General features: G+C 63.5%; 18 protein-coding genes and 1 tRNA gene. 6 read left to right on the top strand and 13 right to left on the bottom strand.

What is annotated here, in order from left to right; genetic code table 11:
• Window positions 1-5 precede the first annotated feature (5 nt).
• From IE116_RS23110 to IE116_RS23125, 4 genes are all read right to left on the bottom strand, one after another.
• Window positions 6-2,222, bottom strand: a complete 2,217-nt coding sequence (locus IE116_RS23110; RefSeq protein ID WP_189615949.1) for an FUSC family protein — start codon at window positions 2,220-2,222, stop codon at window positions 6-8.
• Window positions 2,223-2,447: 225 nt separating this feature from the next.
• Window positions 2,448-3,881, bottom strand: coding sequence for a virulence factor family protein (locus IE116_RS23115; RefSeq protein ID WP_189615950.1), 1,434 nt, complete (start codon window positions 3,879-3,881; stop codon window positions 2,448-2,450).
• Window positions 3,878-6,490 (bottom strand): bifunctional lysylphosphatidylglycerol flippase/synthetase MprF, encoded by a 2,613-nt coding sequence (mprF, locus tag IE116_RS23120; RefSeq protein ID WP_189615952.1) that lies wholly within the window; start codon window positions 6,488-6,490, stop codon window positions 3,878-3,880. The genes IE116_RS23115 and mprF overlap by 4 nt, the downstream gene beginning before the upstream one ends.
• Window positions 6,491-6,638: 148 nt before the next feature.
• Window positions 6,639-8,246, bottom strand: a complete 1,608-nt coding sequence (locus IE116_RS23125; RefSeq protein ID WP_189615954.1) for an OpgD/OpgG family glucan biosynthesis protein — start codon at window positions 8,244-8,246, stop codon at window positions 6,639-6,641.
• Window positions 8,247-8,572: 326 nt separating this feature from the next.
• Between IE116_RS23125 and IE116_RS23130 the strand changes: the two genes are divergently transcribed.
• Window positions 8,573-9,553, top strand: a complete 981-nt coding sequence (locus IE116_RS23130) for a magnesium and cobalt transport protein CorA (protein WP_229828844.1) — start codon at window positions 8,573-8,575, stop codon at window positions 9,551-9,553.
• Between the two features lie 28 nt (window positions 9,554-9,581).
• Here the strand turns inward: IE116_RS23130 and IE116_RS23135 are convergent, their stop codons facing one another.
• From IE116_RS23135 to IE116_RS23155, 5 genes are all read right to left on the bottom strand, one after another.
• Complete coding sequence (locus IE116_RS23135) at window positions 9,582-10,808, bottom strand: MFS transporter (RefSeq protein WP_189615957.1); 1,227 nt, start codon at window positions 10,806-10,808, stop codon at window positions 9,582-9,584.
• 75 nt (window positions 10,809-10,883) lie between these two features.
• Window positions 10,884-11,549, bottom strand: a complete 666-nt coding sequence (locus tag IE116_RS23140; protein ID WP_189615959.1) for a GIY-YIG nuclease family protein — start codon at window positions 11,547-11,549, stop codon at window positions 10,884-10,886.
• A 105-nt stretch (window positions 11,550-11,654) separates the two neighbouring features.
• The gene (locus tag IE116_RS23145) at window positions 11,655-12,941 is read right to left on the bottom strand and encodes a hypothetical protein (protein WP_189615961.1); all 1,287 of its coding nucleotides are present in this window, start codon (window positions 12,939-12,941) and stop codon (window positions 11,655-11,657) included.
• Window positions 12,942-12,948: 7 nt separating this feature from the next.
• Window positions 12,949-13,302, bottom strand: a complete 354-nt coding sequence (locus IE116_RS23150; RefSeq protein ID WP_189615963.1) for a hypothetical protein — start codon at window positions 13,300-13,302, stop codon at window positions 12,949-12,951.
• A gap of 427 nt (window positions 13,303-13,729) precedes the next feature.
• Window positions 13,730-13,805 (bottom strand) — tRNA-Ala (locus IE116_RS23155).
• Window positions 13,806-14,088: 283 nt separating this feature from the next.
• Here IE116_RS23155 and IE116_RS23160 point away from each other — a divergent pair.
• The gene (locus IE116_RS23160) at window positions 14,089-14,865 is read left to right on the top strand and encodes a ferredoxin--NADP reductase (RefSeq protein WP_189615965.1); all 777 of its coding nucleotides are present in this window, start codon (window positions 14,089-14,091) and stop codon (window positions 14,863-14,865) included.
• Window positions 14,866-14,978: 113 nt separating this feature from the next.
• Here IE116_RS23160 and IE116_RS23165 read toward each other — a convergent pair whose 3' ends face one another.
• Window positions 14,979-15,464 carry an SRPBCC family protein gene (locus IE116_RS23165; protein WP_189615967.1) on the bottom strand — a complete coding sequence of 162 codons (486 nt, stop codon included), beginning with the start codon at window positions 15,462-15,464 and terminating at the stop codon, window positions 14,979-14,981.
• A 204-nt stretch (window positions 15,465-15,668) separates the two neighbouring features.
• Between IE116_RS23165 and IE116_RS23170 the strand changes: the two genes are divergently transcribed.
• The 4 genes from IE116_RS23170 (at window position 15,669) to IE116_RS23185 (ending at window position 19,204) form a co-directional block, all read left to right on the top strand.
• On the top strand, window positions 15,669-16,802 hold the full coding sequence (locus IE116_RS23170) for a glycosyltransferase family 4 protein (RefSeq protein WP_189615969.1): 1,134 nt from the start codon (window positions 15,669-15,671) through the stop codon (window positions 16,800-16,802).
• Between the two features lie 121 nt (window positions 16,803-16,923).
• Complete coding sequence (locus tag IE116_RS23175; protein WP_189615971.1) at window positions 16,924-17,364, top strand: DUF6932 family protein; 441 nt, start codon at window positions 16,924-16,926, stop codon at window positions 17,362-17,364.
• A 131-nt stretch (window positions 17,365-17,495) separates the two neighbouring features.
• Window positions 17,496-18,389: a hypothetical protein gene (locus IE116_RS23180; protein ID WP_189615972.1), complete on the top strand. Its 894-nt coding sequence runs from the start codon at window positions 17,496-17,498 to the stop codon at window positions 18,387-18,389.
• Window positions 18,390-18,460: 71 nt separating this feature from the next.
• Entirely contained in the window at window positions 18,461-19,204 is a 744-nt protein-coding gene (locus IE116_RS23185) for a polysaccharide deacetylase family protein (RefSeq protein ID WP_229828847.1), read from the top strand.
• Between the two features lie 91 nt (window positions 19,205-19,295).
• On the opposite strand, the gene IE116_RS23190 is transcribed toward IE116_RS23185, so the two are convergent.
• The 3 genes from IE116_RS23190 to IE116_RS23200 form a co-directional block, all read right to left on the bottom strand.
• Window positions 19,296-20,279, bottom strand: coding sequence for a Bug family tripartite tricarboxylate transporter substrate binding protein (locus IE116_RS23190; protein WP_189615974.1), 984 nt, complete (start codon window positions 20,277-20,279; stop codon window positions 19,296-19,298).
• Window positions 20,280-20,354: 75 nt separating this feature from the next.
• Window positions 20,355-20,741 carry an AtuA-related protein gene (locus IE116_RS23195; protein ID WP_189615975.1) on the bottom strand — a complete coding sequence of 129 codons (387 nt, stop codon included), beginning with the start codon at window positions 20,739-20,741 and terminating at the stop codon, window positions 20,355-20,357.
• The gene (locus IE116_RS23200) at window positions 20,738-22,102 is read right to left on the bottom strand and encodes an acyclic terpene utilization AtuA family protein (RefSeq protein WP_189615977.1); all 1,365 of its coding nucleotides are present in this window, start codon (window positions 22,100-22,102) and stop codon (window positions 20,738-20,740) included. The genes IE116_RS23195 and IE116_RS23200 overlap by 4 nt, the downstream gene beginning before the upstream one ends.
• Window positions 22,103-22,168 lie beyond the last annotated feature (66 nt).

The following is a 22,168-nucleotide window of genomic DNA, read 5'->3' on the forward strand; positions in this document are numbered from 1 at the left end:
TCAGGTCAGGCCGGCAGACGGGCGAAGGCCGCGCTGCGGCGAATCGACAGGCTGGTCTTGGCCATCTGTTTCAGCTGGAACACCAGCTGGCGCAGGGTAGTGACGGTATCGCCGTCCACTGCGCCCGCCGATTCGGCATCCGCCACCGCAAGGTCCAGATCGCGGGCCAGTTCCCGCAGCACTTCGGTGTCTTCCCGCGTGTCGGGCGTTCCCTTGACCGCATCGTCCAGAATGCCTTCGATCCGCCGCGTCACGCCCGCCAGTTGCGCGGGCATGGCGGGCAGCGTGGCCAATAGCGGGGCCGCCGCGCCAATCTGCGCGGCGAGCTCATGGTTCTGGATCACGAGGTTGTTCAGCTCGGCCACCGACCGCTGCTTGGACCGTGGCTCCAGCATCATCCGGTAAAAGGAATTGGCAAAGTTGCCGAACGCAATGTGCACGTTTTTGCGCGCAAGCCGGTACTCGAAGTCATCGGCCGGCTGCGCAACGCCCGTTGCCACCAGCTGCTGGCTGGCCGTCAGATAGTTGCGGTTGGCCGCGATCGCCCGCTGCACGGTCGGCTTGATCAGCCGGTATTCCCAATACGGAAGGAAGTAGCTGCAGCCCAGCGCGATGACCGAGCCGACCACCGTGTCGAGCGCCCGCTCGCCGATCACCGACAGGGATCCGGGCGCAATGAAGTGGAAGGCCAGCAGCACGAAGGTCGTGTTGAAGGTGGCGCTGGCCAGGTAATACAGCTGCACCAGGCTGTTGCCCATGACGGCCGCCAGCATCATGGCAGCGAACAGGATGAAGGTATTGTCGACGAACGAGAGCAGGGCCAGCACCAGCGCGCAGCCGATCAGGGTGCCGGTCAGGCGCTGGATATTGCGCTGTTTCGACAGCGAAAAGCCTGGCTTCATGATGACGACGATGGTCAGCACGATCCAGTAACTGTGCATGATGTGGTGCGGGATCAGCCACTCGCTCGACAGCGTCATGCCGATCGCCACCGCCAGCGTCACCCGCAGCGCGTGACGAAAAATCGGCGACGACATCCTGAGGTTGCTGGTGATGCGCGCGGGGCTGAAGTCCTGCTTGGACAGGAAGCGGCGCAGCGACGCATCCATCTTGAGCGACGACGCTTCTCCATCGCTGGCGGGGTCGGTGTCGCGATGCAGGCGGTCCAGGATCTTGGCCGCATTGCGGGCACGGCGGAAGGTCCAGATCAACGCCGTGTAGGCCTCGGGCTCCAGCTTTGGAAAGTCGGCCTTCTTCAACTGGTCGATCTCGTATTCGATCGCGCGCAGTTCGGCCTTGACGTTGATGTGCCGGTGGGTGATCTGGTCTTGCGTGATGGCCAGGCCCACGGCTTCGGTATCCAGCGCCAGCTTGTGCAGCAGATCGTGGAAGAACACGAGCAGGTCCGACCCCGCGAACACGCGGCGCAGCAGTTCATAGTCGGTGTGCACGGCCACCACCGTTTCGTGCAGGTCGACGATGTCGATGAACATCTTGAACATGCGGCCGCGGCGCGCGTCCATGCCTTCGCTGACCGCGCGTGGCAGTTCGCGCAGCACGACGTCGCGCGCGGCTTCCTGCTGCTCGGCGACCGCGGCCTGCCGTGCGATCAACTGCTGGTAATTGTCTTCCAGCTTGACGTCCGGATCGTAGAAGCGCGCCTTGACCTCGAGGTATTCGGCCGACGCGAAGATGCACGCCGCAATCGCCTGTTGTTCCTGGCGATACCACTGCAGACGCGTCACCACCAGGCTGAAGCCGGTGTACCAGAGGCCACCCGCGATCGTGACGAAGGTGTGCAGCAGGGCCTGCCCCGGGGTGAATGCGCTGTGCATGGTCAGCGTCATGAGCAGCATGCACGCAAAGCCGATCAGCCCGCCCTTGCGGCCGAACACGCTGAGCAGCGACAGGAAAAAACACAGCCCGATAACCGTGAACCACAGGCCCCACGCATAGGGCGTGGCCAGCGCGGTAATGCCCGCCGTGGCCGCGCCCAATACCGCGCACCCCAGCATCTCGTTCTTGCGATGACGCACCGGCCCCGGCTGGTCGACGATGGACACGCACATCGCACCGAACGTGGCGGCCAGCCCCAGCACCGGCAGATCGAACAGGCCCAGCAACACCATGGCAGGCACCAGCGCCCCCAGCGCCTGCCGCACGCCACCGTAAAAATAGTGGCTGTACACAAACTTCTTGATATTTTTGGTCGAGTAATCCATGCCGTGCGCTTTGTGATTCGTACACCCGGCAGTCTACGTAAAACGCAGATCCCGCGCTGATGGGGGCCGGCTTCGTATCACCGCCCCCAATTGCGGCACAGGCGATCTGGCTTCGCCAGTCGCCCAGTGCTGTCCTTGGGGATGGCGCGTTGCGCCAAAGGGGGGCTCCCAACGCCAGTCCGCCAGTGCCGCCCCTGGGGGAGGCGCGTAGCGCCCGGGGGGGGACTACCTCGTGCTTAGGATGATGCGAGCGAGTTTGTCGTAGTCGCCGTCGAAATGGTGACCACCGGGCAATGCCACCACCTTGATCTTTGCCGGATCGACCGTCGGGCAGCCCGAGTCCTTGGCTTCATCCAGCCCGTAGATGCACGTCGTGGTGCCGGCCGCGAGTTTCTCGGTCTCGGGCGCGATCGGCAGGCCGTTGGACGGCGCGGAGATCCAGTTGGTCACCTGGAATTCGAAGGCGGCTTTCTTGCCCAGGCCCATCAAGACTGTTTGCGGGATGTGCTTGCGGGTGGCGGCGGGCATGCGATTCATGACGAAGGGCAGCACGTCGGCGCCTTGCGAATAGCCGACCAGGATCACCTTGCTCTTGTTCCATCGCGTCAGATAGAAGCGGATCAGGCGGTCCATGTCGGCGGTGACCGAGGCGGGTGTGCGTTTGCTCCAGAAGTAGCGCAGCGAATCCAGGCCGACGGTCGGCACGTTCATCTTGAGCAGGGACGCAGCCACGTCGCGGTCCAGGCCAGCCCAGCCGCCATCGCCGCTCAAAAGAATGACCAGGGTGTCGCCGGGCGCCTTGCTCGGGATCTCGATCACGGGCAGGTCGGCGATGGTGGCGGGGGGAACGGGCGGCGCGGCAGGGCGCTCGGCATTCAGCTTGTTGAAGGCGGTGGTGTACGCGCCGACCCAGGGGGCGGCGGCATCGTCGCGCCGGGCGGGGAGGGTCACGGCCTGCAACTGGACGCCCGGCACGGCCTTAATGAAGGCCTGGGCAGCGCCGGGCGTGCAGGCAGGGTTGGCCACCGGCGCAGCGGCCTGCGGATCCTGCAGCGCGATCCAGGGGTGGTCCAGCTTTTTGGCAGGCAGCAGTTTGGCGCCTGCGGCCGATGTGGCCTTTTCAAAATGCACGCCTTCGCCATTGCACAGGGGCTTTTGCATCGGCAGCACGGGGCAGAAGTCCACGGTGAGCAGGCCGCCGAAACGCGTGACCGGGGCCTGCGCGTTCATTGCATAAGCCAGCGACGCGCCCGCGCCCTGTCCCACCAGGATAGGCGGGAAGTAGGTGGGCAGGTGTTCGTAGGCCTGGATGAAGCGGCTCAGGTTTTCCATGTCGCCATCGGGCATGACGCACTTGCCCTTGTCGGCTTCCAGGTTGGCCAGCAGCTTGGCCGTGTCGATCCCGGCGACCATGGTGCCCTGGCGCGCCAGCGCTTCGGCCTGCACCCTGGCGGCGGCATCCCAACCGGCCGCGCCAGACAGCAAGAGCGCAAAGCCCTTGGCCGGACCGGCCGGCTTGTAGACCGGCAGGTCGTTGAACCGGCCGTGCGTTATGGTTTCTGGAGAGGTTGCCGGAGAAATAGCCGGAGACGCCGCCTGGGCGCCCGATCCGGCCAGCAGCAGGGCGGCGCCCAGCACGGCAAGCACGCGGTGTTTCATTTGGCGATGACTCCCTTGAGTCCGCCGCCGATCAGGGCGGCCGTGTCGGTAAGCGCAAACAGCGGGTTGATGCCGCCCTGGGCAACCAGATAGCGCGCTTCCCAGACGGGATCGAACTTGTCCTTGAAGCTGCGTAGGCCGCGAAAATTGTAGAAACGTTCACCGTACTGGAACATGAGCCGGCCGAACCGGTGCCAGCGCGGTGCAAGCTGGTGATCCACCATGCCTGACATGGGCGCCATGCCCAGACTGAACCGCTGATAGCCCAGCGACTGGAAGTGCAGCATCAGTTTGGCGAACAGGAAATCCATGGTGCCGGCGGGCGAGTCGGGCCGCTGGCGCATCAGGTCCACGCTGACTTCAACCCGCAGCACTTCGGGCGACATCAGCGTCGCGAAGGCAACGATGCGCCCCTTGGCGCGCACCACCGCGACCGGCTGGCGCTGGACGTAATCGTCATCGAAGGCGCCCAGCGAAAAGCCTTTTTCCTGTGCGTTGTGCTGGGCCAGCCACAGGTCGGAAATCTCGCGGATCTCATCCAGGACGGTGTAGACATCGGGCGGTGGCACGATCTCGAAGCTGGATCCCTCGCGTTCCGCGCGGCTTACGCCATGGCGCACGTTGGCGCGGCGCGATCCCTGCAGGCTGAAGTCGTGCAGCGTCACATAGGCTTCTTCGCCCAGCTTGAAAGCACGCAGGCCGGCATCCAGGTACAGCGGCAGCGTTTGCGGCCGGGCCTTGTAGAACGCCGCGCGCCCGCCGTGCGCATGGGCCATTTCAATGAAGCGCCAGACCAGTTCCGGCCATTCCTTGGCCACACCGACCGGGTCGCCCAGGGCGATCCACGAACGGCCCTGCTTGCCGTACATGATGAAGGACTTGCCCGAGGGCGAAAACAGCAGGCTCTTGTCGCCCATGAGCGCCAGGCAGGCATCGGCCGCCGCCTGGGCGCGCACGACGGCGTCGGCCCTGGCCAGGTCGTCGGCGCTGGGCGGGGCGGACGTGCCGGCAGGCTGGCGGAACAGCTGCCACAAGCCGAACACCAGCGCGATGATGGCCACGGCCATCAAGGCCCGCATCGATCGCGACGCGCTGCTGTCCATGGCAAATTCCCACCACATGCGGTCGGCATAATCGACATCGCGGTAGGCAAAGAACAGGATCCACATCAACGCCGCCAGCACGCAGGCCACGGCAATCAGCCAGCCCTTTTCGAAGGTCTGCGTGAACAAGGACGAACGGCGGTAGAACTGCTTGCGCGACGTGATCAGCAGCACGGCCAGCAGCCCCATCACGGCCAGTTCCGACACCGCAATGCCCTTGGGAAGCGCCAGCACGCCTGCAACCATGGCCGCGCCCAGGGCGGCCCACCAGGCCGCATCCAGCCGGTGCAGCAGGCCCCGCGACACGAACAGCAGCACGAGGCCCATCACGCTGCCGATCAGGTGCGCCGCCTCGACCACGAACAGCGGCACATTCAGTTCCAGCAATTCGGCCACGGCGTCACTGGTAGTGGGCGTGACGCCCGACACCAGCAGCATGATTCCGGCGATACATGCCAGGCCGGCCAGCAGACCGGGCGTCAGCTTCATGGCCGCCCGGCCCACCTTGGCGACTGCCGTGCTGCGCAATTCGAACGTGGCCAGCATGATGGCCGCGACGATCAACGGCAGGATGAAGTAGATGCCGCGATACAGGATCAGCGCGCCGGCGATCTGCTCCGTGGGCGCGCGCCCGCCGCAGGCCAGCAGGATCACCGCCTCGAACACGCCCAGGCCGCCGGGCACATGGCTGATCACGCCCAGGGCCATGGCCACGGCGTAGAAGGCGACGAAAGTGGGCAGGTCGATGACGTTGTCAGGCAGCAGGAACCACAGGGCGGCCGCGGCGGCGCTGAGGTCGGCGGCCGAGATCACCAGTTGGCGGATCGCCAGGCCGGCATTGGGAAGCGGCACCTTCCAGCGGCCCGCGATCGGCAGGGTGGTAAAGCGCGCGCAGAGCAGCACGAAGCCGGCAATGCCCACCAGCACCAGGCTCGACAGGCCCTGCAGCGCCCAGGCGGGCATCTTGAGGAGGTCAGCCACTTGCGGCGCGCCCCACAGCAGGCCGGCCGCGCCGAACGCGGTCATGCCCAGGCCGAAGGCGCCCGCATTGAAGGCGATCGCCTGCGCCACCTTGCTGGCTTCCACGCCCGCCGCGGCGTACAGCCGCATGCGTACCGTGCCGCCCGTGAGCACGCCCAGGCCCACGGTGTTGCCGAGGGCATAGGCCACGAAAGAGGTGAGCAGGATGGTCGGGCGGGGCACCTTGGCGCCCACATAGGCCAGACTGGAAAAGTCGTAGCCGGTCAGGATCAGATAGCTGAGGGCGGTGGCGAGCACCGCAAAGACCAGATCCAGATGCGGCGTGGCGGCTGCCGCGGCGATCACGTCCAGGTAGTGCACCTGGCTGAGCAGCACCTGCAGCGCGTCGATCAGCAGGACGGCCACCACCAGCACGATGGCGGGCACGACCCAGGGGCGCAGGGTGGACCACTTCGAGCGGCGTGCGGGTTCTGGCGCCTCGGCGGGCGCCGCCGTGGGAGGAGCGAGCGAGGGTGAAGGCTTCATGTCGCTAGATCTTAGTCCAATGCCAAAGTCGTCGAGGCTCGCGTTCTGCGCGCGTGTCCTTTCAGCGAGTGACCGTTGTCTCCTCACACGAAGCCAGGCGGCGCGAGTTTAGCATCGGCGCCTGGCGAAACCCGGCTTTCGCCGCGCGCTAGCGGGTCAGATTCGGCGTCGGGTGGTATTGGTACAACCAACTCTCGGACACGACCGTATCGGCATGCTTGAGCGCCAGGCGCAACTCCACCGGATCCGTGCCGTCCACGGTCAGGTCGAACTGGGCGCGCCAGTGCCCCGCCACGCCATTGGGCACGGGCTCGGCAAAGATGTACGAGAAGGTCCCGCGGGACGTCCACAGGTCCAGTTGCGGCTTTTCGCCATAGGGAATGTTGGCGAGGCCGCCGCCCAGGAATTCGACCATGAACTTGCGCACGCCCTGCGGCCGCGCATTGCCGGGCTGGCCGCCATTGCCCAGGCGAGTCGCGACGCAGCGCGCCAGGGCAGGCGGGAAGGGCTCGTTGGCCGACCAGTACAGCTTGTAGCCCAGGCGATAGCTCGACCCCTTGGTGGCCGGCGCCTTTGGCACCCACATGGCGACGATGTTGTCGTGGATCTCGTCGTCGGTCGGGATCTCGATCAGCTGGATGGCGCCTTCGCCCCAGTCATTGGTCGGCTCGACCCATAGAGACGGCCGGCGGTCGTAATAGACGCCATCCAGGTAGTGATCGAAATTGCGGTCCCGCTGCAGCAGGCCGAAACCGCGCGGGTTCGTGTCACTAAAGGATGACGCCATGGTGCGCGGCGGGTTGTTCAGCGGCCGCCACAGGTATTCGCCCTTCCGGTTCCACATGGCCAGGCCGTCGGAATCGTGCACTTCCGGGCGCCAGTCGACCGCCGTGGTCTTTTGCGCTTCCGAGTACCAGTACATCGAGGTCAACGGGGCGATGCCGAATCGCGCGATGTCCTTGCGCACGAACAGCGCGGCGTCGATGGTCATGGTGACATCCGCCTTGCGCGTCATGTCGAAACGGAAGGCGCCGGAGATGCTCGGGCCGTCCATCAAGGCATAGACCGTCACGGTGTCGGCGCCGTCTTTGGGCGTCTCGAACCAGAACTGCGTGAAGTTGGGAAATTCTTCGGGGCGCTCGTGTTCGGCCACGTCGATGGCGACGCCGCGGGCCGACAGGCCGTATTGGTACAGCTCGCCGATGGCGCGGAAGTACGAGGCGCCCAGGAACGCCACCCAGTCGTTCTTTTTCCAATCCAGCTTGCCCTGGTCGCCGGTGCGGCTTTCCTGAAAGCGAAAGCCGGCAAAGCCGCTGCCCGCCGGCAACTGGTGCGCGGGGCTGTCGGCAGGCATGTTGAAGTAATCGTCCTGGTACACGATTTCGCGCGCGGTCAGCCCGGCGCGATCGCGAGTCAGCACATGCATCTGCACGGGTGACAGGAAATAGCGTCCCAGGTGGAAGAAGGTGACGGGGAACTGGCCAGGGCCGTCGGCAAACACGGCGTATTCAGGCTTGAACTGGATCTGGCCGTGCGCCGCGTAGTCGATCTTGTCGAGGATATCCTGCGGGGGCCGCTTGGGCGGCTGGTAGGCCTTGCCGGCCATGTCCCTGGCCCGCGCCACGAGGGCATCGAAGGAAAACGGCGTGCGTTTGCCAAAACTGATCTGGGCGGCGGAGGCCGTTGGCAGGTAGCCCATGGCCGCCAGAGTGGCGGTACTGGCCGCGGTGGCGAGAAACGTACGGCGATCGATCATACGGTGCGCAGGTCCTTGTTCTGGTTCGGTTTTCTTTGAAAGGCATCTTAGCTGGGCAGTGCGCGCAGAGCAGGCGCGGGGTGGACGAACTCATCCGTTTGCCCATTGTTTGGGCAGCAGGCGCAAGCTTTTGTTCCGCAACGGTTTTTTGAGTTTCCACAGGCGCTGTCCCCATGGTTGTCCACACGCCGCTGGGACAACTCGCGTTGGCTCATCCTTTGCAACGTTTTGCAAACTCCGTGCGCAAGTGTGTAGCCATGAAGCCGGCGCGCCGGGCGGCGTATGATGCGGCCACCCGAGGCCCTTTGCCCGGTCAGGAAAGCGGCATGCAACAGACATCCATGGTCATCAATTCGGTCGCGTATCGCGACGGCGGCAAGGTCGGCGACGTGCCGATGGCCGATATCAGTGAAGTCCTGAAAGAGGCCGGCACGTTTGTCTGGCTGGGGCTGTACGAGCCCGACGACGCTCTGCTGCGCGACGTCCAGTCCGAATTCGGCCTGCATGAACTGGCCGTGGAAGATGCCCTGCACGCGCACCAGCGCCCCAAGATCGAAACGTATGGCGACACAGTGTTCGTGGTCCTGAACACGGCGCAACTGGTGGACGAACACATCGTGTTTGGCGAAACGCATTTGTTTGTCGGCAGCAACTTCATTGTGTCCGTTCGCCACGGCGCGTCGACGACCTATGCATCGTTGCGGGAAAAATGCGAGCGGACGCCGCAGCAGCTGGGGCGTGGACCCGGCTACGTGCTGTATGCGGTGCTCGATTTTGTCGTCGACCATTACCAGCCGATCGCCAACCAGCTTGAAGACGTCTTCCAGGATCTGGAAAAGGATATCTTCAACGACCGCTTCGACCGCGCCGCGATCGGCCGTCTGTACCAACTGAAAAGCCAGTTGCTGCGCCTGCGGTCAGCGGTCTTGCCGGTGCAGGAAATCTGCTCACAGCTGATCCGGTTCCACGACAACCTGGTGCCCAAAGAACTGCGCGCCTACTTTCGCGACGTGGAAGACCACGTCAACCGCATCGTGGCGCTGCTCGACGCCATCAGCGAAATGCTGACGACCGCCATCCAGGTGAACCTGGCGATCGTGACAGTGGGGCAGGGCGAGGTGGTCAAACGCCTGGCAGGGTGGGGCGCCATCCTGGCCATTCCGACCGTGGTCTTCAGCCTGTACGGCATGAACTTCGAGGTCATGCCCGAGCTGAAGTGGCACTACGCCTATCCCACGGTGGTCGCCGCGACCATCGCCGGCTGCTGCGTGCTGTACCGGCGGCTGCGGCGCGCCGAGTGGATCTGAACGGCAGAGGGAGTCCGCCCCCGGGCGCCTAACGCGCCGGCGTCGGCCCCACCTGCAGTTGCCGGTTGCGCATCAGGGTATAGATACCGCCGGCCATGACGACTGCGCTGAAGATGCCGACCGCCGCGAACAGCCCGAAGGCATCGGCCAGCACGCCGACCGCCAGGGCGGGCAGGGCGTTGCCCCCCACATATCCCGCCACATAGAACCACGACACCACGGTCACCCGTGACGTCGACGGTGCGATGTAATTGGTCAGGCCAGCCGCGCCCACGAAAGCCGCGCCATAGCCCAGCCCCGCGAACGCCGTGGCCACGAGGAAACCCACGGGACTGTGCATCCAGGCCGACACGAAAAAGCCGACTTGCGCCAGCGCCACCACCAGCACGCCCCACGTGATGGAGGTCTGGAAGCGCACCGTCCGGAACGCGAGCTGGCTGACGCTGCCCATGGCCTGGAACAGGAACACGAGCAACCCGGTCAGGGCGGGATTGACGATGCCGACCAGGTGCGTCGCGATGGTCGAACTGGCCGCCATGAAGACGGATCCGACCGACCACGACATCATCAGCGCCGCCATGGCAATCAGGAAGGGAAAGCCCAGCGAGGTGAACAAGGTGCGCGCGGACACGGGCGGCGCGCCCGTGCGCTGGCTGGGCGGCACGAACGGGCGATGCACCCACGGCGACGCAAGGATGCCGACAAAGGCGCAGAGGGCAGTCGCAAGGATGGCAAGGAATGGCAGTACCGTCGGCCACAGGTCCCATTGCAGCGCCAGCCCGCTCAGCACAGGCCCAAGCGCCCCGCCTGCCGTGAACGCCAGGGTGCCGATGACCGCCGCGCGCTGCTGGTCGCCGCGCGGGTCCAGTTCCACCAGCGCCGCGTTGGCCGCGCCCACCATGGCGCCCGTGCCGGCCCCCGCGAACAGCCGCCCCACCAGCAGCCATGCCGGCGTGCTGGCAAACGCAAAGATCACCGAGCCCAGGCCGATCACCCCGAGCCCCGACAGCACGATCACCCGCCGGTCCCGGATGCGGTCCGCGATCCGGCCCAGCAGCGTCAGGGACATCAGCACGCCGATCGCATAGGTGGCGAAGACCGCCGACACGAAGCTGGAGCTCAGGTGCCAGATTTCCTGGTAGTGCGGATAAAGCGGGGACGGCACGCTGCTGCCCAGCAGCGCGGACGCAATGGCCAGCGCGACGAACACGCGCGTGCGGACGGTGGAGGGGAGCGTCGGACAATCAGTAGGCACGTCTACCAAGCTTTGCATGAGGTGATTGACTATTCATTGAACCGCATTTTGCTGCGTATTCCCAAGACCGGACCTTCATGACGCGCTTTCCTCCAATGGCGTCGTCGATTGCTTGATGTATTGCAGATCGGCTTCATCCAGCGCAAACCATTCACCTTCCAAACGCTTATGTGCAAAGTGCCTGTGCAATCCGGTTTCAGCAGCGGTGTAGTCAGGCGTGTGAAACGAGTATTCCAGGGAGTTCACGAACGGGAGTTTGACGCCAAACAGTCTCATGCGATCTCGGAGATTCACCGTTTTGCCAATTTTGTAGCCGTACGGTGATTTCAAAAAATAGATATGTCCGGGAATGGCATTTCGGCTGCTGCTGGCCTGGGGCGTGTGATTGGACAGACTGCGGTGTGGACGGAGCCGTGGCAGGGTTGGCTCGGCGCTCAGATGTTCTGCAAATAAGTCATCCAGGCCATATCGGTCGACCACTGCATCTGCAAACTTGAAGAAATCTTTCGTGCGCCAGTGGGTTGCTCCGCTGGGCTTTGGCTTCAGGATCGTGTCGGTTTCAGCCCACTCTACGTAGACAGTAGTGTCCGAGCCCAGCGCTTCACAAATGGCAAATGCATGAACCCGTCCAAACTCTTGTGCTGCGTCCCATGACGCTAGCAGGATGCGGTGGTGAGGCCGAAGCTTGGCGGCGAGGCCTTCAGGGATCGTCCATGTCGCCTTGGTGGCGGTATCAAGCATGCCCTGGTGCGAGGGCGTAAGGCGAAGGAACCAGTAGGTGTTCATAGTGTTGTGAGTCGCTTGGTGGGCTAGATGACTTTTGTGTCTGTTGCGGTGGGTCAGTTATCAGGGACGAGAGCCGCGCATGGCAGCGTCATACATGGCGCGTGTCCGTTCTTCGATCTGTTCCGCAAGCTGCAAGACGGGATTCTTAGCAAGCCAGCCTCCAGTTCGGTCCAGCGCCTGTTCAAACGGGCTAACTCCCTTCTCATCTGGCGTAAGGAGAAGTATGAGGCGCTCCCCAATGGTGCTATGCGTCGTATTGTCCAGCCAGAGTCCGTCCGTGATAGCACCGACAGTGTGCTTGTCCAGCGGAATGACGCAGGCGCCGCCTTCCTCCCCTGCTTGATAGAGCGCGGGAATGATTTTGTTTGGTTGCAAAGGGTCTGGATAGGCTATCAGCCAGTACACGTACTGAAGGTGTGCATGATTTCTGCCGTCCAGTTGTCCAGTGGGCGAATTTTTTTCGATGTCCCACTCATCCTTCGGGGGCACGGCTTGGGGCACGAACGCCCTCATGTTCTTGAGCTGCGTCAAAAAAGTGGCCTCATGTGTCTTAGGATCTGACCGGCGGGGCGCGACATCCCATAAGTCGCCATAGCCCAACAATGCGTGGGGAACATAAAAGAACCCTGCGTCCTGAATGTGGCCGCAGTCAAAATAGGCAGAAAGTTGGGACCTGTCCCCGCTATTGAAATAGCTGCGGTTCCAATAAAAAACCTGGTCAGGGTCCAAATACCGCTCAAGGTAGTCTTCGTCGTCGTCGGTTGCGCCCGATATCGGCTCGAACATATTCCAGTGAGGCCAGGTGCATCGCGTTCCCAGTCGAAGCCGCTGGGTCGCAGTCCGACTGTACAACTCGGACCACCCCCACTTCTGATCAAGCTTGCGCACGATGGCAGCCAAGGTATCGGCGATCAGCTTGTTTTGGTCCCATTCAAGCGCCTCGCCCGCCAGTACATCCATGGCGGTACCCTTCCGGAGCTCATACTGAAGTTCGGCAGCGTCCTCTCCGGTGATCCGCGCAAGCGCTTCGACGACCCGTTCGTAAGATTGAAGATGCAACCGTGGCCTGCGTACCGTTGCATCCGCTCCTTCCGGAAGCGTGACACGGTACAGCTCTCGGCTTGTGACCGCACCCGCGACGTCCGCCTTCCGGCCCTTGAGCTTTTCCGCTCGTGCTTCGAGCATGTCATGAAGGCGGCGAGCAAGCACGCACGCTTCGTCTAAGGTCAACTTTCCTTGTCTTAACTTGTTCGTGCGGCGATCTTCTTTGGCCCGCCGCTTGGTGAAATCCAGTCCGGCGGCGCGGACAACGTCGAATCGCTCTTTGAATCGCTTGATATGGTCCATGGTGATCTCAGTGAATGCTCGCCCGGAAATCTCGGCTACGACCGTCCCGGATGACCCGTCGCGTTCGCCAACCTGCTGTCACTACTGTTCCGTCAGCAAGCTCTATCAAATAGGCGTTCAGATGGCATGACGTCTTTGCCATCGCCTTTGCGCCAATTTCGTCCATCAGGCGACGACGCGAACGCTTGTCGAAGTACACAAGGCTTGCGTCGTTCAGGGCGCGTTCGCGGTTGCCGTATCGAATGAGCCAGTCGATAACGCAACCGGGAATGGCGCGCTGTTGCATGCGAATCTTGGCGTGGTGAGTACTTAGTGCAAGAGAAGCCATCGCTACTTCATTCCAGTCGTTGTTGATGGACAAATCTTCGCCCGATAGACACAGCGTCGTCGTCCCCCAATTGCGGTTGTAACTAACGCCAGCTGGGGAAATTAAGCAATGTTCGTAGGGAAAATTATCAACTGCGAAGGGAAATATTCGTACTTTTTGGGGAAATAGCCGAATACCCAGGTCGTTTGTTCATACGGTGCAGCCGGGTGCGTACCGTCAGGCGATGGCAGTCGAGCAGGGCAGCTGTTATGGACAGCGATGGGCGAATAGCAAGTCTTGCCGCGGCCGACAGTGCGTTACTCAGAAAGTCGGGGGGCTACGGTCAGTCGGCGGGCGTGACGCACTGCTGCGTCAGCTGCCGCTGTATGTAAGATGTCTTTTAGCCAACTGGGCGGGTGACGCAGTTGCAAGCTGGAATCGTCGGCCCGGGTAATGTCTGCAAGAAGCAGTATGGGATCGATGGTGGAGAGGAGGAGGATCGAACTCCCGACCTCGTCATTGCGAACGACGCGCTCTCCCAGCTGAGCTACCCCCCCACGTGCAGAAACTATATCAGTGAGTGTGCGGACTCGCAAATGCGCGAGCGGGGCGCCCTGGCGCGGTTTTGTCCTGGGCCGGGCACACCACTTGGTGCGGCTAGGACCACCGGTTTCATGACTTGCAGCAATGAGCTCAGAACCTCGACTTATGACTAACAAGTCGAGGGGCAGGAAAGTGCACGGATATGGCCTAAATCCCCGTAGATCGAGGGGAGAACGCGTGGAAATGCCCTCGGGTTTGATAAACTCATCTCATTACCTCGACGGAATGTGACTGGCCATGGCCGCTTTCAACACCGAGCGCGTTACCAGCGTTCACCACTGGAACGATACGCTTTTCAGTTTCAAGACCACGCGCGATCCTGCCCTGCGCTTTCACAACGGGCACTTCGTGATGATCGGGCTGGAAGTCAACGGCAAGCCGCTCATGCGCGCCTACAGTATCGCCAGCGCCAATTACGAAGAACACCTCGAGTTCCTGAGCATCAAGGTGCAGGATGGCCCGCTCACGTCGCGGCTGCAGCACCTGAAAGAAGGCGATCCCATCCTGGTCAGCCGCAAGCCGGTCGGCACGCTGGTGGTTGACGACCTGCTGCCAGGCAAGAACCTGTACCTGTTCGCGACGGGCACGGGCCTCGCGCCGTTCATGAGCATCATCAAGGACCCGGACGTGTACGAGCGTTTCGAGAAGGTCGTGCTGGTCCATGGCGTGCGCTTTGGCAGCGAGCTGGCCTATGCCAACTACATTGGCGAGGAACTGCCCAACAACGAGTACTTTGGCGAGATGGTCCGCGACAAGCTGATCTACTACCCCACGGTTACGCGCGAGCCTTTCCGCAACATGGGCCGCATCACCGACATCATCGACAACGGCAAGCTGGCGTCCGGCGTCGGCCTGCCGCCGCTCGATCCGGCGCATGACCGCGCCATGCTGTGTGGCAGCCCGCACATGCTGACTGACATCAGCGCGATGCTGGACCAGCGTGGGTTCAAGGTGTCGCCGCACACCGGCGAACCGGGCGATTACGTGGTCGAACGCGCGTTCGCCGAGAAGTAATCGGCAGGCAGGCGCATCCGGCCTGCTTCCGCCGTCCGTCACGACAGGGCGCCTTCGGGCGCCTTTGTCGTTTCCGGTGGGCGGGCAGCAGCGTGCGTGTGGCGCCGGAACGACTAGTGGGCTTTACGGATGGCGGCGATCTCGCGGATCCGCTTCACGGTGTCGAGATCCGCGGCAACGTAGGCCTGCTTGCGGATTTCCACCGTCGTTTCGTCCATGTCGTCGCTATCTTCCGCCAGGTCCAGTTCGTAGGTAAAGCGCAGGAAAATGGCGCCTTCTTCCGGCTCTTCCACCGTCACCGTCGCTTCACTGCGCGGCCAGCGGTCGGTGGCCGGAGCCAGCACCCGGACTTCATGCATGGGCGTCAACGTGACACGGTCATGAACCTGGAAGGGGCCGAAGTCCAACACGCGCGTCAATAGCGTTTGCCCACTCTGCTCTTCCTGTGTTTCGATGACGCAGCTTTCTAATCCCATGATGAATTCGGTTGGATGATGGGCACGGAGTACCAAACCGTGCCAGATGTCCATGCGGGTAAGGGGTTGGATCAGCGGAACCCGCGGGTCGTTGATCTGCACGAGGTGTTCGAAAGTCAGCATAGTGTCGGTCTAGAAATCGGGAGTGGTCATGCTGCGGGTCCTGGGTCAGGGCGCCGCCGATATCGCCCGCCGCACGTCGGCGGGTCTGGAAGGCGGTCAGCCAGCGCAGCGTTGGGGCCGCCCCGCGGGGTCGTCGTGCCAGAAACCGGCGGCGACCGGAACGCGGGCAAGCAAGTGCGGTAGATATTCACGAATCATCATAACGTGCCTACAAAGCTCAGAATTGCGATTGTCACGCGCCGTTTCGGCGCGCGTTTCGGTGGCGCCGAAGCCTACGCTGAAAACCTGACCCGAGTTCTGATTCAGACCCACGACGTACGCGTCATCTGCCAGGAGTTCGACAGCCCTGTGCAGGCCCCGTTCACCCACGTCCCCTGCAACCGGCTGCTGCCGCGCTGGCTCAACCAGCTCTGGTTCAACCTGTGCTGCCACCTGCTGGTGCGCCACGGTTATGACATCGTCCACTCCCACGAAAACAGCTGGGTCGGCAACGTCCAGGTGGTGCACGTCATGCCGGTGCGCTACAGCCTGTTCCTGCACAACCGGTCGCTGCTCAAGCGGATCGGCGCCCTGCTGAGCCCGCGGCTGATCAGCTACCTGCTGCTGGAACGGCTGCGCTTTCGGGTACGGCCCAATCGCGTCCTGGTGGCGCCTGCGCACCAGACCATCGACCAGTTGCAGGCCGCGTACAAGCGCCTGCCGCCCATGGTCACCATCCACCCCGGCGTGACACTGCCCAACGACGTGCAGACGCGGAACGAGGCGCTTGAAAGCTTGGGCCTGGACCCGTCTGCCGTCTATTGCCTGCTGGTGGCGAACGATCCGCTGCGCAAGGGCTTCATGACGATTCTGTCTGCCCTGGAATCGCTGGATCCGCTGTATCACCTGATCGTGCTGGGCGGCCCCGCTGACAGCCCCGACACGCTGCGCGAGGTGATTCCCCCCGCCCTGGCTGACCGAGTCCACGCGTTCGCCGCCCGGCCCGACGTGTGCCGTTTCTATGCGTCCAGCGACGTGTACGTGCACCCGACGCTGCAGGACTCCTTCGGCATGGCGCCGCTGGAGGCCATGTCGTTCGGCTTGCCGGTGATCCTGAGTTCCAAGGAATACTGCGGCTTTAGCGCCTGCGTCGAAGCGGAGCACGACGCGTTGGTGGTGGCGGATCCGCGCGATGCCTGCGAGCTTGCAGCGGCGATCCAGCGCATCACGCAAGACGCGGTGCTGCGCGGCAAGCTGCGCACGAATGGCCTGGCGCTGGCTGCGCGGTTCGACTGGCGGCAGGTGGAGCAGGCGTTTGTAAAGACGTATGCGAAGGTGCTGGACAAGTCGCTGGTGTGAAGGTCTGCAACGCCCGTTAACGTGCCATCCTGTCATCGCGGTAGAAGCACTGATGGTTCTACCGCGACTGCAACTGCTTGCGTCGTCTTCATACAATCAGCTCCTGCATCTAGGAGCATGCATGATCCCCGCTTGGAATCCCGAAGGTATTCTTCCGCCCATTCGCCCTGGCGTCGCCGGGCACCATGGCGATCGATCGCCGTACAAGGCTTCGTTGGATGCCTTCATCGAGGTCATGGGCAGCTCTGAAGCTCGCCTGGACATTGTCGCGGGCCTGTTGGCATTTCGGCGCGCCATCCATGACATCGGGATTGATACGGGGTTTCAGTGGATCGACGGCAGCTTCACTGAAAATGTGGAGATGCTGGAAGGCCGGGATCCACGAGACGTCGACGTTGTGACGTTTTTTCACGTTCCTGCCGGCGAGACTCAGGCGTCGCTACTCCGAAAGTGTCCTTGGCTTTTTGACCAAGCCTATGTGAAACACACGTATAAGGTCGATTCGTATTGGGACGTCTTGGGCACGCCCACCGAAGAGAGATCGGTTCGGCAGATATGTTAGTGGTACAGCATGTGGTCACACCGAAGAACTGGCACGTGGAAAGGCTTTGTCCAGATTGACCTGGATGGCAGCCAGGATCCATACGCCACGCAAGCGTTGACTCAAGCCAAAGCGGATCGCGGAGTGACGTCATGAACCAACGCATCGATATGCTGACTTCCGAAATCAACGAGTTGCTGGACTTGCTGAACAGCCTGGATGACGGCGCGGTTATCCAACGGCTTTCGCTGGAAGGCCGATTGATTGCAGCTCGGCAAGAGCTGGGCAGAGTGGAGGCCACGCCAGAGCCGCTGCGCGCTCGCCTGACGTTCCGTGGGCGCCCGGTATTGGGGAGTCATGGTATCGCAGCCGACTTTGGCGGCAAGGCGTCGAATGCTTTTGCCGATGCTTTCGCGGCGGTCGTCGCAGGGCTCAATGAGAACCTCCAACTGATGGGACCTATTCCCGACAGGGTCAAAAATCAGCTGTTGATTACGGGGACTGCTCAAGGGTCATTTGGTTTCGAGTTTGAATTGCCCCCTGCAGCCGGTTTGTTTCCCGAACATGAAAGAACCGGCGAAGCCCTGGCAACGATCCAGTCCTTGTTCGAAGCGTCGGCCCAAGGGAGTGATGACGACGTGGCGGAACTCGTCGACGCGATTCACCCCCGCGCAGTCAAAAAGGTTTCCGAATTCTTGTGCCTGCTTTCGCAGTATCACGCTTGGTGCGGACTGGAATTCAAGGACAAGGTATTCAGGTTTGAAGGCGCTGAGCAGCTTGAACGTTCCGCCGGGCGTCTTGCCGAAGGGAATATCCGGGAAGTCAGAGAAACCCATCAGGGAATGTTTCTTGGCGTGCTTCCCAACAGTCGTTCGTTCGAATTCCAGACCGCCAATGGTTTCATCAAAGGCAAGCTCGGGATGACGATCGAAGATCCTGATGTCATCAACCGTCAGTGGTTGAGGCAGGAGACGCGTATCACACTGAGCGTGATCCAGGTCGGGCAGGGGCGCCCGCGATACACCTTGTCGGCGCTACCCGAATGACATCCTTGCTGTGCCGCTATGGCAACGCCTGCGAACGACAGGTCAGTACGGCCTGAGATACAGTTTCAATCATGACGACGACGCGCAACTCCCGCCCCATTCCGATCCTGATGTACCACCAGTGCGCGACGCCGCCGGCCAAGGGCACGCCGTTTCGCAGCCTGACGGTGGACCCGGCCGTGTTTGCGCGGCACATGCGCGGGTTGAAGGCGCTGGGGTATCGGGGGCTGTCGATGCGGGATCTGCAGCCGTATCTGCTCGGGGAAAAGCAGGGCAAGGTATTCGGACTGACGTTCGATGATGGCTTTGTGAACGTGGCCGAGAATGCGGTGCCGGTCCTGGCGGACCTGGGTTTTACCGCGACCAACTATTTCGTGGCGGCACAGGTGGGGGGCACGAATGCCTGGGATGCCGAGAAGGGCGTGCCGACGGCGCGGCTGATGGACGGGGCGCAGATCCGGGCGTGGGCGCAGGCGGGGCACGAGGTGGGCTCGCATACCCTCGCGCATGCGAACCTGAAGGAATGTGCGGTGGACCAGGCGCGCGAGCAGATCGCCGGGTCGCGCAAGATGCTGCAGGACGTGAGCGGCGAGCCGGTCGATGCCTTCTGTTATCCCTACGGCTACTACTTGCCCGAGCAGTGTGCGCTGGTGGCCGAGAGTGGCTACACCACTGCGACAACGACGCGGCGGGGGCGGGTGCAGCCGGGCCAGGACATGCTGGAGCTGTCCCGGGTGCACGTGCTGCGGTCCACGCACTTTGCGTCGATGATGATCAAGCTGTTCACGCCGCGCGAGGAACTGCGCGGGCGTTGAGGGGCAGGCAGCGCGCTGACACGCGGTGTGGCGTCCTGGATGCCACTACCGCGTTCCGGCCGCCTTGCTGGCGGCGGTGCATCCCTTCGGTTTATTCCGGTTCGATCCCGGCAGCCTTGATGATCTTGCCCCACTTCTGCGATTCGGCTTTCTGGAAGCTGGCCAGTTCGCCCGGTGTGGTGGTGTAGGGCTCGGTGCCGGTGGACTCGTAGAAGGACTTGGCGGCGGCCGAGGTGGATGCCTTGATCAGCAGTTCATTGAGCCGCGTCACCACCGCGCTGGGCGTGCCGGCGGGCACGTAGGCGGCAAACCAATAGCCCATTTCATACCCCGGCACGCCGGATTCGGCGATGGTCGGGACGTCGGGCGCCAGCGGTGAACGCTTCTGGCTGGTGACGCCCAGGGCGCGCAGCTTGCCGCTCTTGACCTGCGGCAGGCCGGTGGCGGCGTCGGTGATCATCATGCTGATCTGGCCGCCCAGCAGGTCGGTCACGGCCAGCGGGTTGCTCTTGTACGGCACGTGCAGGATCCTGGCGCCGGTCATCTGCTGCAGCAGTTCGCCGGCAATGCGGCTGGACGAGCTGCCGCTGCCGAAGCTGAGCTTGCTGGGTTCTTTCTTGGCCAGGGCGAGCAGTTCCTGCACGCTCTTGACCGGCAGGTTGGGGTTGACGACCATGATCTGGCCGCCCTTGCCCAAGGCGGTGACCGGCGCGAAGTCCTTGACCGGGTCATAGGGCAGCGATTTGTACAGGTGTTCGTTGGCGGCGTGGGTCGTGTTGGTGGTGATCAGCACGGTGTAGCCGTCGGCCTGCGCGCGGGCGGCCGATTGCGCGCCGATGATGGCGCTGGCGCCCGGCTTGTTCTCGATGACGACGGTCTGGCCGCTGGCTTCGGTCATGCCCTGGCCGATGGCGCGGGCGATCTGGTCGGTGGCGCTGCCGGCCGCGAACGGCACGACGAAGGTGACGGGGCGGGCGGGATAGGTCTGCGCCATGGCGGTCAGTGGCGCAGTGGCCAGCGGCAGGGCCGCGGCGACGAGGCCGGCGAGAACGAGGCGGCGGGGATGCAAGGTCATGGTGATGGGTCTCCGAAATTCTTGTTGTGGGTCAAAAGCAATCAATGGCAGTCGATGCGTGGCATCCGTGCGTCGTCAGTCGATGGCCCGTTCGATGATGCCGTCGCCATTGGCGTCGAAGCCGGGCGGCGGAGTCACGGGCATGTCCAGCAGCCAGAACGACAGGCCTTTGCCGTGGGCATCGAGGTTGAGCGAGCCGTTCACGCCGCCATCCAGGACATCATCCAGAACGAAGTTCATGGCGCACAGGGTAGGCAGCAGGTAGCGCTCGACATGCGCCGGTTGGCGATAGCCGAACCAGCGGGCCACGGCGTCGGCCGTGACCTGTTCGACGAGCAGGTCGTAGTGGGCCGGATCGTAGGCGATCAGGCTCAGGTTGGATCGGTTGCCCTTGTCGCCCGCGCGGCTGTGCGCAAGGCGATACAGGGGTACGGTGCCGGAAGGCTGGGCGGTCAGTGTCATGCCGTGCTCCCCGGGGTCAGCATGCGCCAGCCGCTGCGCACGGCCGCGCGCGGAACGAAGCATGAAATGAGATTGAGCCGCGGCTTGAGCGTGGTGCGCACGCCGCCACCGCCGGCCGGGCCGTTGGTGTAAAGCGCCGTGACCTCGCGCACGATGCGCTGGGCCTGCCGCTTGTCGTGCTGCGAGCAGGCGACGCGCAGGCGCACGTCGCGGGCCGTGCCGATGGGTGCGCCGCGCAGCATGTCGCCGCGGTCGTCGCCCAGGATGCTGACGGCGCCAATCAGGTCGATGCGCACGGGCAGGTCGGGCCCCAGGCGTTGGAGGATGACGTCGGCAGCCAGGCGTGCACGCGCTTCGGCACGCGGACCGGCATACGAAATTTCGGCTTCGGCCAGCCAGCCACCGCGATAGCACACGTTGACCTTGAGGCGGTCCGGGCGGGCGTGCCCGGTCACGCCGCCGAGCGCGACCCGATGGTTGCCAAGATCCACTACCTGGGCCTGGCTGATGTCAGCCACCACATCGGGCGTCAGGTAGCGCGCCGGATCATGCACTTCATACAGCAGCTGTTCCTTGACCGTGCGGGGATCGACGCAGCCGCCGGTGGCGTCGGCCTTGCCGATCACGCAGCCGCCGTCGGCATCGATCTCGGCGATCGGAAAGCCGACTGCGTGCAGGTCGGGTACGTCCTTGAAGCCCGGGTCGGCAAAGTAGCCGCCCGTGACCTGGGTGCCGCATTCGAGCAGATGGCCTGCCATCGTCGCGCGGCCCAGGCGTTTCCAGTCGTCTGCGGCCCAGCCGAAGTGGGCCATGGCGGGGCCGACCGCCAGTGACGGGTCGGCCACGCGGCCCGCGACCACGATCTGCGCGCCGCCGCGCAAGGCGTCGGCGATCGCTTCGGCGCCCAGGTAGGCATTGGCGCTGACCACGTCCAGGTCGTCGAATTGGGGGCCAATGCATTCGCGCAGCAGGTCGCGATAACCGGGACCCGACAGGTCGTCGCCCTGCACGATGGCGATGCGGGCGTCGGTGATTCCTTGCGCGCTGGCAAGCTCGTGCAGGCGCTGTGCGGCGCCGGGCGGGTTGGCCGCGCCGAAGTTGCCGATGATGGCGATGTCGTGACGCAGGCAGCGTTCGATGACCGGGCCGACGAGGTCGTCGAGCTGGGGATCGAAACCGCCTTGCGGATGGTGTTCGCGTTCGAGTTGCGCCAGCGCCAGGGTGCGCTCGGCAAGCGTCTCGTACATCAACGCCGCCGGACCGCCGCGGGCGATCAGGGTGTCCACCACCGGGCCCGCCGCGTCCGTCCTGTCTCCAGAGAAACCCGAGGCCGACCCGATCAGAAAGGGAGCTGTTGGCATGGGATTGTCTTTTGTGCTTTTATGAAAGCCCACTATAGGGGCGGAAAAATCATCCGTAAAATAGAA

Source organism: Pigmentiphaga litoralis, from assembly GCF_014651835.1.
GTDB classification, from domain to species: domain Bacteria; phylum Pseudomonadota; class Gammaproteobacteria; order Burkholderiales; family Burkholderiaceae_B; genus Pigmentiphaga; species Pigmentiphaga litoralis.